Here is a 14,421-nt window from a genome sequence, read left to right as displayed (position 1 = left end):
AATCTTTGATTTAACAGCATAAAAGCAGTATTAAAACAGAAAAAAATTATTTACCATACTAAAAAATGGCATAATAAAGCCAATACCCCCCCCCCCATTGAATAAACTTAATTAACATCGAAAATATTTTTATTTAACATTTAATTTACATACATAATTCGTAAAAATTCCTAAAAATTTAATATTAAATAATGCTTATATTTACAAATCATAAAATTGATTAACTAAGCAATAGCTAAAAACAATTGATAATTAAATAAAACAAACTAATAATTAAATAAAACAAAAATGCTCTTCGCTTCATGAATTTCACTTCACAAAACGAAGAGCATTAAACTTATTGCAACTAAAACAGCCGCAATCGAACTAAAACTAGCTCAACACATTAACTCTAGAAACTAACTCCTTAACCTCTCTAACACTAACGTAGAATACGACACAAACAATAAGCATAACGCTCATCATCATCACAGGCATAACATCTACGCCAGTATGAGCAACCTTAGACTTAGACTTCTTAACAGAATCATGACGACGATTACGATGAGAATCACTAGAGTCATTAGAAGACCTAGAATCATCCGAATCATTCTTAACATCATTCTTAGAATCATCTGACTTCACACTAGAGTCACTAGACTCACTAGAACTGTCATAAGACACAGGATTCTCATAATACTTCAAATACGTTTCAGCATTAGCTTCAACAAATTGATCAGCATTAGAAGGAATCACATAAACATTAGTCCAAGCAATCTGCTGACCTTTAGAATTAAGCAACACGATAGTATGAATACCAGAATAATTTCCTGGAATCATCGCATTAAACTTAACCTTCTTACCGTCTAACGTTACTTTCACGTAATTAGTATTATTCTCACCTTTTAATAATTTAGGCGAAGAATAAATATACGCATAAGCATAAGCAACCTTATTCTTAATAAGATCCTTAACAAACTCGCGCGTAGCAGAAACATCATTCTCACCCTTAGCGACACCTGGAGCTTTAGGAGTAGAACCAGACGGAGCACCAGAACCAGTACCCGAACCTGAACCAGAACCATCTGAATCACCAGTACCAGAACCAGTATTCGCATCAAGCAAGCCTGCGAAAGTCAAAATCATAGGATTCTCAATACCTGCTCGAGCAACATTATTCTCATTTGCACCAACAACAAGATTACCCTTAACAGACTTATCAAGACTCGAAACAGACTCAGGCGCTTGAGGAGCTTTCACGTCAACAGACGGAGCTGGCGGAGCAAGCTTTACAAAATCGATAGACGAATTATCAACAGCAATATTTCCTGCATAATCTTCTGCTTGAATAGTAATTGTATGATTACCAGCATTGATATCTTTACCAGAAACATTAACAGTCAAATTATCCTTATCTGGAACTGCAGGTTTATTATTCTCTACATCACTTTCTTTTTCAGAAAGCAAACTTGCTGCTAATGTCTTGCGTAAGTTATTTTCTGCAGAACCAACTTCAACACCATCAATCAACACATGAAGAGATTTAATATTCTTATCTTTTGCGTTAATTGTAATGTTATATGAATCGTCTATCTTTTGATTCTTTTGCAAATTACTATCAATAGTTGGCAAATCTTTATCAACAACTACAGGAATCATTCCAGCAAATTGATACTTATTCTTATCTCCAAATTGCATAAGAATATGATCTTTATTGGATACAGGAACAGTAGTAGTAAAGCTTTTACGATTTACATCAGCTCCACCACCATCGTAAGACATAAAATCAGATACTACAGAACCATTGATATAGAAATCATATCCAAATGCGTCATCACTTAAAGTACCTTCAAAATCTACAGTATCTTTATTAGTAAAGAGCGTATTATCATAAAGCTCTGGCTTAGATAATGTAATTTTTGGAGCTTCATTATCAAAGTAAATAGCAGCTGGACCATCAAAGAGTTTATTTTCTCCAGATTGAATAAGAAGATGGAAATCATTAACTCCAGGATGCATAGGCAACGTTATAGCAAAATTACCTTCTTCATCCGGCGCTGTAGTTATTGGCTCTGGATTTTCATATTCGCCATCATCTTTTACATGATTTGCTTTAGTAAACGATATAGACGTAATATTCTTACTCTTATCTACATGACCTCTTAATGTAAGCGAATCTTTAGTGATATCTTTTGAATCAGTTTTATCGCTATGAATCCAAGTATAGTTTTTATCTAGAAGATTCATATTATCAGCAACAATCAACTTCAAAGACTCATCTTCATCGCTAGTATTAGCTTTCGATACAGTAGCACGACCAGCTAAGCCAATATCTTGCTTAACACTGTTACCATCATTCATAGCAACTAATGTGATACTCTTTTCGCTTTCAAGAGGTTTTACAGTAACATCAAAAGTTCCATCAGATTCGACTTTGACTTTATCACGAGCGTCAACAGTAGTTTTCTTACTACCGCCAAACAGCCAATCATCACTTTCATCAGGATCTGAAGCTGTTTTTGCACGCTTATACCAAACTTGTAGCTTATCTGTGTTCGTAACTTTACCCTTGATTTCTACTGAACCATCAGCATTAACAGCTAACATTCCATCACTGTTAGTATTCGTTACACTAATAGTTGGCATATTAGAATTAAAGTAAATTGTAAGGCTATCTGAAGCAACTAACGCTCCTGAAGAATCAAAAGCTTCAACTTTGACATCATTCTTACCGTCTTTCAACAATAAGCCTGCGTCAAACTTCATGTTTTCAGGTTTCAAATCAAGAGTTTGAACAGTATCACTACCGTTAGTAACGCTAACCTTCACAGTACTTATATCTTTACTTACATAGCCTATAAGATCAACCTTACCATTTTTCAAATCCTTCAAACCAAGCTTCTCGCCATCAAGTATGCTTTTACCTGTAAGATACAAAGACTTAGCTTTAAAGACTTTACTTTGATCATTCCAGTTGCCACCCATATCTTTTATGCTTGCACTGATATAAGTGTCATCTTTATCTAAGATAACGTCGCATACGTGATAACCTTCACTATCTGTCTTGCATGGTGTTTTTTCATAATCGTCATCATACATTTTGATAGTTTGATCATTTGATTGACTTGAAACCATCAAATTACTAAGTTCGCTTTTCATAGCATCTTTGACGCGAATAGTAACTTTTTGCGCATCTTTCTTTATTGGTTGACCATCATCACCCTTTATTGGATGACCATCATCATCTTTATCATCAACTTTCACATTTTGAGGATCAGAAATTATCATTTCTGGCTTATGCGTATCAATATTGAATCGCATATCACAATGCTGCCAAGCGAATTTATCACCTAAACGAGCTGAGATACGATACTTGTAAGATCCATCAGGAAGAGTTTCAAATTTTCCTGTTTGAGGATTGTATACTTTACCATCAAACTTAGTTACAGCAGAAGTGTAAGCAGCTTCAGCTGCATCAAGAGAACCAAAATTACCTAAGCTAATTCTTGAAACATCATGCTCCTCACCTAACACTCGCAATTCTTTATTGTTATTATCGAGAATCGAATAACGCAAATCAGCAGCATTGCGCAACAAGACCATAGTTGGAACTAAGGAATCTAATACGCCGTCACCATTAGGAGAGAACTCATAAGCACTGTCAGATTCCTTATTTACTTGCACTGCAGGCATCATGAAATAAGGTCCTGCAAGTAGCTTAGTTGCAGATTTACCATAAGTATCCTTAGGAGCAAGGATAATATTTTCACGATTCCAATTACCAGCAAATCCTAAATATGGAACTGCTAAATCAGGCTGACCACTGGTCTTAGAAATGAAACGTACCCAACCTTCAACATAATGATCATGTGAAGAATCAACTCCAAGATTGAACGAAACTTTAACCGTTTGCTGAGCTGGAACAGTTACAGTTCTAGTTAAAGTTGTCAAAGAATCATTAGCGCTAATAAATGTTTCAGTATTCTTTGACTTATCGTTTGACTCATTAACAACATCTTGATTAGGAATTTCATACTCAACTGGAGTATCACTGTAATTATGGAGATTAACAGTAATATTACGTTCACCATTAACTTCACGAAGCGCTACATAAGAATTTCCGTTTACTGTAGCAATCACGTTAGTAGCAACAGCTTTATCAACTTGCGCTAAACCAGCACCAATTTGACGAGGAGCATATGGGACAAGTTTATTAGTACCAATATCATTGACCTTCTTAGATTTGCCAAGAATCTGCGCCGTATTCATCAACGCTTGAGTTACTCTCTTAACTCGCTCTTGTTGAGAAAGATTCGGGAAACGCTTCTTGTAATTCTCAATTACTAAAGTTGAAAGACCGGAAACGTTTGGGGCAGCCATGGAAGTACCAGACATGCTTGTGTACTTATTTCCATTCTGTGTGGACCAAACATTACCTCCGATGCCAGCAATCTGAGGCTTGAAATCAAGTTCTGGCGTTGGACCCCAAGATGTAAACGTTGATGGCTTTAAAGACTCAGGATTATTATTAACCATAAATGAATCACTAAAGGAAATTTTCACTTTCCCGTTTTTCATAGCGTCAACAATCTTCAAAGCATCCTCACGACGAATTGATGCTCCAAAGCATGTGAATTTATCAACGCCTTCCATGCCAAGGAACTGTGATGAATCCCCAGCTTTATTATAAACGATCACACCAGAAGCATGATGATCTATAGCATTCTGGAACTTATCAACGAATGAAATCTTACCACGCTCAACTAAAGCATATTTTCCAGTAAGATCCAAATCTTTAACATCATCTTCTTCGCCAAAGTTAATATTTACAAGCTCATGAGCTTTATTATCAGCTTTTCCTGAGGCAGGTGAATACGGAATTCCAGTTTTAGTATTATCCTTGTCAAACCACTCGGATTTAAGCTGAGTAACGTTAGAATTTTCAACAGAAGCTACGCTAAAAGCTTCAGGGAAAGCTGCAGGAGATCCTAAAGTTGCATCATCCCATTTTCCAAGAGCATCGTCTTCACCACCAGATGGAGAGAAATTCAAACCGGAGTTTCCAGCAGAAATAACTGGAAGTACTCCTGCATCTCTAGCTTTCTTTAATGCTAATCCTGTAGCACTTGATGTGCCACTAAAGCCGTTATCGGATCCAAGTGACATGTTAATTACATCTGCACCGAGTTTCACAGAATCCTCAATTGCAGCAACTATATCCGAATCACGAGCGCCATGTGAACCCGGCATGTTTGAGAACACTTTCATAGCAAGCAGCTGTGCGTTTGGAGCAACACCATCAACACGCCAATTATCTTTAGCTAATTTATTTCCTTCATCTCCATTAGCAGCAACAATTCCAGCTACGTGCATGCCATGCTGTTCAGCACCGTTATCTGTAATAGTATAATTTTCATCAGCGTAGTTATAACCATCTGGAACTTTATCTGTGAAGCCCTTCTTTGGTTTCATTTTCAAATGGCTCTTAGCTGAATCATCAAGCTTCATATCTTGATGTGTTGGATCAATACCTGTATCAATAATTGAAACAAGCATTCCAGTGCCATCAAGACCCTTCTTCTTAAATTCTTCATTCACACCCTGTAACGTGCGAGCATAATTTTCAAGAGGATAATATAGACGTTCTTTTGCAACAGAAGCGATTTCAGGCTCATTTTGTAAGTCAACAATTCTATTAGATGGAAGAGTTGCTTCAAATCCATTCATAAGATAGCCGAATTGACGGCGAACGCTCATATCGTACTTGGAAGACCATTTTTTAATCAATTGATCTTGATTAAATTTGTTATCCTGTTCTTGTTGCTTAGAAGGAGTTTTCGGCTGCTTCTTTAAAGTGACTATAACAGTAACTGGTTTTTTAGAATTTACAACTGTTTTAGAACCAAATTTTTTGTATAGCTTTTCACTATCTATAAGATTCTTGTGAGCTAATTTTTTAGCAGAAGACTCTAGTAGATTAGATGACTTATCTTTTGTATCTTTTATAGCAAAACTTGTACTAGTTTCTTCATTATTTTTATTTTCAGAAGCATTTGCCTGGCTTAACGGCACGAGCAATGTTGCTGCAGCAATGCCTAATGCTGCTAACCGAGTTAGGTATGACGTTCTAGTGAACTTCACAACAATCTCCTCTCGAATGAATATGAACATATCCCCCAAACGACTAAAGCGCAGAAGAAATATTGTTGGAAACTTTATCACTATTTATGTAATAAAAATCTTTGATTTAACAGCATAAAAGCAGTATTAAAACAGAAAAAAATTATCTACCATACTAAAAAATGGCATAATAAAGCCAATACCCCCCCCCATTGAATAAACTTAATTAACATCGAAAATATTTTTATTTAACATTTAATTTACATACATAATTCGTAAAAATTCCTAAAAATATAAATATGCATTAACTTCATAAACTAGCACTCGCCTTATTCTCATGTCATTCTCGTGATTTTCCCGTGTTATTTGAGCCGTTATTTCCCGAAAAATACAGTACAAAAAATACAAAAAGACCTCGCGAGTGAAATACACACTCACGAGGTCTTTATTAAGCTATCGCTTTAACGATTATGCTTGATAATTCATAGAAGAAAATCAGGCAAGAATCTTGGTCACACGACCGGAACCAACGGTACGGCCACCTTCACGAACAGCGAAGGTCAAGCCCTCTTCCATAGCGATTGGCTGAATCAACTCAACAGTGAAGGTTGCGTGATCGCCAGGCTGAACCATTTCAACGCCTTCTGGCAAGGTGATAACGCCAGTGACATCGGTGGTACGGAAGTAGAACTGTGGACGGTAGTTGGTGAAGAACGGCGAGTGACGGCCACCTTCATCCTTAGTCAAGACGTAAACTTCGCCTTCAAACTTGGTGTGTGGTGTTACAGAACCTGGAGCAGCCACAACCTGACCACGCTCAACATCTGTACGGTTGATACCGCGGAGAAGAAGACCAGTGTTATCGCCAGCTTCAGCCTCATCCATCTGCTTGTGGAAGGTTTCAATGGAGGTAACAGTAGTGGTCTGAGTTGGACGCAAACCAACAATCTCAACTGGGGTGTTGATTGGGAGCTTACCACGCTCAACACGACCGGTAACAACGGTACCACGACCGGAGATGGTGAATACGTCTTCGATTGGCATCAAGAATGGCTTGTCAAGATCGTGAACTGGAGTTGGAACATACTCGTCAACAGCCTTCATAAGCTCCTTAACGGTTTCAACCCACTTGTCATGATCTGGAGCTTCATCGTGCAAAGCACCGTAAGCAGAAGTGCGGATGACTGGGCAATCGCGATCGAAGCCGTTTTCTTCGAGGAGGTCACGTACCTCTTCTTCAACGAGATCGATAAGCTCTGGGTCATCAACCATATCGCACTTGTTCAAAGCTACGAGAATCTTCGGGACACCAACCTGCTTAGCAAGCAAAACGTGCTCGCGAGTCTGAGCCATTGGGCCATCAGTAGCAGCAACCACGAGGATTGCGCCATCCATCTGAGCAGCACCGGTAATCATGTTCTTAACATAATCGGCGTGGCCTGGAGCATCAACGTGAGCGTAGTGACGAGCATCAGTCTGATACTCGATGTGTGCGATGTTGATAGTAATACCGCGTTCCTTCTCTTCTGGAGCGGCATCAATCTGATCGAAGTCATACTGAGGGTTCAAATCAGGATATTCGCTGTGCAGCACCTTGGAGATAGCCGCGGTCAGGGTAGTCTTGCCGTGATCAACGTGACCAATGGTACCAATGTTGACATGCGGCTTAGTACGCTCGTACTTTTCCTTTGCCATGTGTTTGTCCTCCTGGACGTCTAGTAGTTTGCATCACAATCTTATGTGAAGCATCTCGCTACATATTACTGGGTTTCTGGGTTAGGTGCCACTTCGGTGCCAGAACCCAGTCAACGAACAGAATTCTAGCGTTGACCGGGGACACAAAACACCGAAGTAGCGTGCGCGTCACTCGCCGCGCTGTGCTTTAATAATCTCGTCCGAAACAGCCTTCGGAACTTCTGCGTAAGAATCCATTTGCATGGTGAACATTGCGCGACCTTGAGTCTTAGAACGAAGATCACCAATGTATCCGAACATCTCACTCAAAGGAACTTTCGCATCAATAACCTTAACGCCAGTAGCGTCAGTCATAGACTGAATGTTTCCACGGCGAGAGTTCAAATCGCCCATAACGTCACCCATGTATTCTTCTGGAGTACGCACTTCAACAGCCATAATTGGCTCAAGAATTACTGGATGAGCCTTTGGTGCAGCTTCCTTGAAGCACATAGAACCTGCAATCTTGAATGCCATTTCAGAAGAATCAACATCGTGTGTCTGACCATCAGTGACTGTTGCTTTAACTCCAACCACTGGGAAGCCTGCCAAGACGCCGGATTCCATAGCTTCTTGAACACCTGCATCAATTGAAGGAATGAACTCCTTGGTGATATGACCACCAGTGACTTCATTTACGAACTGATAGGTTTCGCCAGATTCTGTATCGAGAGGTTCGAAGTTCATCAAAACCTTTGCGAACTGACCAGAACCACCAGTTTGCTTCTTATGAGTGTATTCCTGGTTCATAACAGCCTTGCGAATCGTTTCACGATAAGCAACCTGTGGCTTACCAACATTCGCTTCAACCTTGAACTCACGGCGCATACGATCAACGATAATGTCGAGCTGAAGTTCGCCCATACCAGAAATCAAAGTCTGACCAGATTCTTCGTCAGTCTTAACCTGGAACGTAGGATCTTCGTCAGAAAGCTTAGCCAACGCCAAGCTCATCTTTTCCTGATCAGCCTTTGTCTTTGGCTCAACAGCAACCTCAATAACAGGATCTGGGAATGTCATAGATTCCAATGAGATTGGATTCTTCTCGTCACACAACGTGTCACCAGTGCTGACATTCTTCAAACCAACAAATGTGTAGATGTTACCAGCTTCTGCAGAATCTACAGGATTTTCCTTATCTGCATGCATCTGGAAGATCTTACCAACGCGTTCCTTCTTAGACTTCGTAGAATCGTACACAGAATCGCCTGGCTTAATTTCACCAGAATAAACACGTACGAACACGAGCTTGCCATAGAATGGATGAGTTGAAATCTTGAAGACCAAAGCTGCGAATGGATCAGTATTAACTGGCTTACGGTCAATTTCAACAGATTCATCGCCTGGCTTGAAGCCCTTAATAGATGGAACATCTTCTGGGCTTGGAAGGAAATCAACAACAGCATCCAGCATTGGCTGAACACCCTTATCTTTGAATGCAGAGCCGCAAGTTACTGGGAATGCTTCACGAGCAATAGTAAGCTTACGAATACCAGAACGAATTTCTTCTTCAGAAAGTTCTCCAGATTCGAGATACTTCTCAAGCAACTCTTCATCAGCTTCAGCAACTTGATCCATAAGTTCAGCACGATACTCTTCTGCACGTTCTTGCAAATCTGCAGGAATGTCAACGGTGTCATAGTGAGCACCCATATCGTCCTTAACGTCATTCCAGACGTAAGCCTTCATACGAATCAAATCAACAACACCAAGAAAATCGTTCTCAGCGCCAATTGGGAGCTGAATAACAAGTGGCTTAGCGCCAAGCTTTTCCTTAATGGTTTTAACAGAGTAGTAGAAATCAGCACCAAGTTTATCCATCTTATTGATGAAGCAAATACGTGGAACGCTGTACTTATCTGCCTGACGCCAAACAGTTTCAGACTGTGGCTCCACGCCTTCCTTACCATCGAAGACAGCAACAGCACCATCGAGAACACGCAAAGAACGCTCCACTTCAGCAGTGAAGTCTACGTGTCCTGGGGTATCAATGATGTTGATCTGGTAACGATCATCTATGTCATGAGTTTGACGCTTCCAGAAGCATGTAGTTGCAGCAGACTGAATAGTAATACCGCGTTCCTGCTCCTGTGCCATGAAGTCCATAGTAGAAGCGCCATCATGGGTTTCACCGATTTTGTAGTTCTTACCAGTGTAGTAGAGAATACGTTCGGTTGTAGTAGTCTTACCAGCATCAATGTGCGCCATGATGCCGATGTTACGAACCATATTCAGGTCGTTAAGCACATCTTGTGCCATAATTTTATCCTTAGCTCTTTACGATACCGAATATCTTGCGGATTACCAGCGATAGTGAGCAAAAGCCTTATTAGCTTCTGCCATCTTGTGGGTATCTTCACGACGCTTCACAGAAGCACCTAAGCCATTAGAAGCATCGAGAATTTCGTTAGCCAAACGCTCAGCCATTGTCTTCTCGCGGCGAGCGCGTGAGAAGTCTGTAAGCCAACGAAGGGACAAAGTATTTGCACGAGCAGGCTTAACTTCGACTGGCACTTGGTAAGTTGCGCCACCAACGCGGCGTGAACGAACTTCAAGACTTGGACGAATGTTATCAAGAGCGCGCTTCAACACGGAAACTGGCTCCTGCTCGGTCTTAGCCTTCACCTGCTCAAGAGCGGTGTAGACGATGTTTTCTGCGATAGACTTCTTGCCATCGAGAAGAATTTTGTTAATCAACTGAGCCACGACGGTCGAGCCGTAGATTGGATCAGGAAGCAGCTGATGCTTTTTTGCAGGTCCTTTACGTGACATGTTTTACTTCGCCTTCTTTGCTCCATACAGGGAACGACCCTGCTTGCGGTCCTTGACACCCTGGGTATCGAGTGCGCCACGCACGATGTGGTAACGCACACCTGGGAGATCCTTCACACGGCCACCACGCACAAGCACAATGGAGTGCTCCTGCAAGTTATGACCTTCGCCTGGAATATAGGCGGTTACTTCAATACCCGAGCTGAGGCGCACACGAGCAACCTTACGAAGCGCGGAATTTGGCTTCTTAGGAGTGGTTGTGTACACACGAGTGCACACGCCACGACGCAACGGGCTACCTTTCAAGGCCAAAGTCTTTGACTTCTTCGGCTTGGCCTGACGTCCCTTACGGACGAGTTGTTCAATCGTAGGCAACTTAAGTTCTCCGATTCATTAATATCTTATATTTGGTGAAACCGCCACACTGCAGCACACCTTAACGCATGAATCAGTTAAAGAGTAAAAGCCACAGTCCACCGGCCCGATGGCCCTCGCATCTCCAGAAACACATTACTGCGCTCTATCTTCAACGCTTGGGATATCCCAACAGACACACCTATAACATAAGGCACGCCGTTGGCACACACGAATTACTATTATACAACAAGTTAAGACAAAATCTTTAATCTTACTTTAAGTCTTACTTTATACTCTTACTTTATACTCTTACTTTATACTCTTACTTTATACTCTTACTTTAAGTCTTACTTTAAAATCGGCCTAGTAGGAGCAGAAACGTCAATCTGAGTTTTATTGCCAATCTTACTAGGATCATTTATAAGCTTATCTACAATAGCATTCTTTAATTTCAAATCAGACGCATCTCCCCATACAATATTTCTATGAGAAGCGCCTAGCTCAGTTTCAACTGAATCTTGAGTTTTAGCACTAACTTTCGTAATCTGCATTCTTAAAGACTCAGGCATTGAACTTACAACTTTAATAGCTTCTAAAATCGCTCTGGTGCTTAAACTATGGTCAACATCGTCAACTTCAATAACCGGTATTCCACTAATTGACACATGACTTACAACGTTCAAAACACGCCCTTTAACGTCAACTGCTGTTAAATTACCATTAGCTTTATTCTTTAACATTGCAGCAGGTTTTTGCGACAATACAGTAATATGTAAGCTTTTAGGAAAATCTTTTTCAACTTTCGCTTCAGTTACACCAGGAATATCGTTAAGTTGCTTAATCACATCTTGTGAAGATACTAAAAATAGCGACTTATTTACTTGCCCAGAAGCTATATTTGAAATCTTTTCTTTACTAACCCATTCGTTAGCACCAACAATAGTTATATTATCTTTTTCCAAACAAAAGACTGGAGAAAATAGCAATAACCAAATTAAAAATCCTGCTATACCTATCGAAAGGATTGCTAAAAACAGTCTAATAACAAAAGTACGAACACGGACTGTATTTTTCTCTTTTTTACGCGCGCTAAAATCAATCACTTTAGGTCTAGAAATAACCCCCAACGATCCAGCTGTACTAGAGAGTATTTTAGATACGAAATCAGCTACACTTAATTTCCTAGCATCCACGAAATGCGATTCTTCAGTTCTAGGACCAGCCAAATCAGATTTAACAGGAATGGATTGAGTCGAAATAGATTGAGTCGAGGCGGACTTTGCAGAACGCACCTTAGGAGAGGCTGACTTAGCAGAACTAACCTTTTTAGAATCAAGATTTTCTTGTGTTTTATATGAAGATTCTGCAAAACGTAATTCTCTAGAAGAGCGAGAAGATTTTAACTTAGAAGATTTCGAAGACTTAACGGAACACACCTTAGAGGATGCGGACTTTGCAGAACGCACCTTAGAAGAAGCTGACTTAACGGAACGCACATTTTTATGACTCAAATCTTCATCGTCAATAAGCTCATCTTCATATTCATGAGAAACAGCTATGCGAGGTGAAGACTTACGCTTATGCGAATCATCGTTAGATGTGCCAAAAATACTGCGCGCCATACCTTACCTACGTATCTATACGTGTTGTTTACATAATTACCTATAGAGTCACTCACAGACTTAATTGCTTTTTAGTCTAATCGCAATTCTTAAATAACTACCGATATTTACACTCATACATTACTTATAAGTCTACCTACAAGTATACCAACTATAATTTCTTCACCTGTTTTCTAAAGATTTAAGTATTACAGAAGTCATATTAGTAATACTTCCTGCACCAACAGTAAAAAGTACATCTCCTGCCTGTGCACGAGCACTCAAAATCTTTGCAGCTTCAAACATATCTTCTACTGCTTGCATAGAAGTCTTCAAACCATCTTCTCTAGCTACGCGAACAATAGTTTCTGCATGGATATCTGGAAAATCTTCTTGCTTTTCACGTGCTGGGAAAATTCCTGTAACAATCACATCATCTGCAAGACTTAATGCATGTGCAAACTCATGCGCAAAACAGCGAGTGCGAGAAAATAGATGAGGTTGGAACAAAACGCGAATATTAGAATCAGGATATCTTCTTCTAGCAGCTCGCAATAAAGCTTCGATTTCAGTAGGATGATGAGCATAATCATCCACGACTGTAACACCATTTACACAACCACGAATATCAAATCTTCTAGAAGCTCCACGAAAATCAGAAGCACCTTGTGCTGCAAGGTGCGGATCCATGCCTAAAAGTATCGCTGAAATAATAGCAGCAGTAGCATTTCTCGCATTATGCAATCCAGGAATCATTAAGCTCACTTGTAAAACAAATACACTAGTTTTATCGTAAGAATCGCTATTTGAAACAGCACAATTTTCGAGAGCTTCATCATTATTTGAGTAAGCACAAAGCTTAGAAAGATTACACGGTAAAATCAAAGAGAATACTTCTCTACCACTACCAGCTTGCTCACGCTCTTGTTCAATACTCACAAACGAAACATTTTCTAGCACACGCTTGCTCACTTTATTATGCCAATTTTCTGCCAATCCATAAGCAATTGTTTTAGAAAGAGAAGAATCAGGTAATTCTTCTAACACCGATCTAGCACCTTCATCATCAGCACATATAACTATATGACCTTCAGCGTGGCAAAGATGCTCAACGAAAGCCTTTCTGTAATTTCTTTCATTCCCATAATGATCAAGATGATCAGCTTCTACATTTGTAACAACAGCAATATACGGATGATACTTTTCAAAACTACCATCAGATTCATCTGCTTCAGCTACCATAATCGAACCAGAACCAGCATGACCGCCATCTGCGGGAGCGCCATTAACTGTTTGAAGAGAGCCACCAATCGCATAGCTCGGATCTGCTAAATCGCCCAATCCTTTACTAGAAAGAATATGCGATATCAGTGAGCTAGTAGTTGTTTTTCCATGTGCTCCAGCAACAGTAACACCTCGCTTATCATTAAGTAGCAAAGATAAAATATCACTTCGATGCACAATTTGCACACCTTCATTAAAAGCCTCTACAATTTCACTATTTGTAGGCTTAATAGCACTTGAATACACAACTACATCTGACTCATGAATATGAGAAGGTGATTGACCTATATATATTTTCATTCCCAAATTACGAAGATGCTTAGTATGATCATTTTCTTCACGATCACATCCTGTTACTTCCACACCATCTTCATGAAGCATTTGAGCAAGTACGCTCATTCCAGATCCGCCTATACCGATAAAATGCACTCGCCCTAAAGAAGACACAGTTTTATTATGATCAAAAGCTGCACATTGAGGATTCATATTTTTTGCTACATTTTTAACTATATTTTCGTATGAATTCTTATCTGAATTCTTATCTGAATTCTCACCAAAACGCTTATCTGAATTC

7 protein-coding genes are annotated in these 14,421 nt (G+C 39.8%); all 7 read right to left on the bottom strand.

Annotated features, from left to right (window positions below):
- Positions 1–372: 372 nt before the first annotated feature.
- Positions 373–6,120: a S8 family serine peptidase gene (locus tag HXT27_RS03800; protein WP_158245132.1), complete on the bottom strand. Its 5,748-nt coding sequence runs from the start codon at positions 6,118–6,120 to the stop codon at positions 373–375.
- Positions 6,121–6,594: 474 nt separating this feature from the next.
- Positions 6,595–7,794: an elongation factor Tu gene (tuf, locus tag HXT27_RS03795; RefSeq protein WP_075523052.1), complete on the bottom strand. Its 1,200-nt coding sequence runs from the start codon at positions 7,792–7,794 to the stop codon at positions 6,595–6,597.
- Positions 7,795–7,962: 168 nt separating this feature from the next.
- Positions 7,963–10,092, bottom strand: coding sequence for an elongation factor G (gene fusA, locus HXT27_RS03790; protein ID WP_075523051.1), 2,130 nt, complete (start codon positions 10,090–10,092; stop codon positions 7,963–7,965).
- A gap of 42 nt (positions 10,093–10,134) precedes the next feature.
- Positions 10,135–10,605 (bottom strand): 30S ribosomal protein S7, encoded by a 471-nt coding sequence (gene rpsG, locus HXT27_RS03785; protein ID WP_075523050.1) that lies wholly within the window; start codon positions 10,603–10,605, stop codon positions 10,135–10,137.
- Positions 10,606–10,608: 3 nt separating this feature from the next.
- Positions 10,609–10,980, bottom strand: coding sequence for a 30S ribosomal protein S12 (rpsL, locus tag HXT27_RS03780; RefSeq protein WP_003813881.1), 372 nt, complete (start codon positions 10,978–10,980; stop codon positions 10,609–10,611).
- Between the two features lie 329 nt (positions 10,981–11,309).
- On the bottom strand, positions 11,310–12,584 hold the full coding sequence (locus HXT27_RS03775) for a cell division protein FtsQ/DivIB (protein WP_103042894.1): 1,275 nt from the start codon (positions 12,582–12,584) through the stop codon (positions 11,310–11,312).
- A 162-nt stretch (positions 12,585–12,746) separates the two neighbouring features.
- Positions 12,747–14,333 (bottom strand): UDP-N-acetylmuramate--L-alanine ligase, encoded by a 1,587-nt coding sequence (locus tag HXT27_RS03770; RefSeq protein WP_103043264.1) that lies wholly within the window; start codon positions 14,331–14,333, stop codon positions 12,747–12,749.
- Positions 14,334–14,421: the final 88 nt, after the last annotated feature.

Origin of the sequence: Gardnerella bivia (assembly GCF_049262715.1) — a bacterium.
Lineage (GTDB): Bacteria > Actinomycetota > Actinomycetes > Actinomycetales > Bifidobacteriaceae > Bifidobacterium > Bifidobacterium vaginale_A.
Note: the sequence above shows the minus strand (reverse complement) of the source record. Positions and strands in the feature narration are given on the sequence as shown.

Excerpts from the sequence above, each read along its gene's own strand:
- tuf (WP_075523052.1), bottom strand. The coding sequence starts at position 7,794 with ATGGCAAAGGAAAAGTACGAGCGTACTAAGCCGCATGTCAACATTGGT.
- fusA (WP_075523051.1), bottom strand. The coding sequence starts at position 10,092 with ATGGCACAAGATGTGCTTAACGACCTGAATATGGTTCGTAACATCGGC.
- rpsG (WP_075523050.1), bottom strand. The coding sequence starts at position 10,605 with ATGTCACGTAAAGGACCTGCAAAAAAGCATCAGCTGCTTCCTGATCCA.
- HXT27_RS03775 (WP_103042894.1), bottom strand. The coding sequence starts at position 12,584 with ATGGCGCGCAGTATTTTTGGCACATCTAACGATGATTCGCATAAGCGT.
- HXT27_RS03770 (WP_103043264.1), bottom strand. The coding sequence starts at position 14,333 with ATGAATCCTCAATGTGCAGCTTTTGATCATAATAAAACTGTGTCTTCT.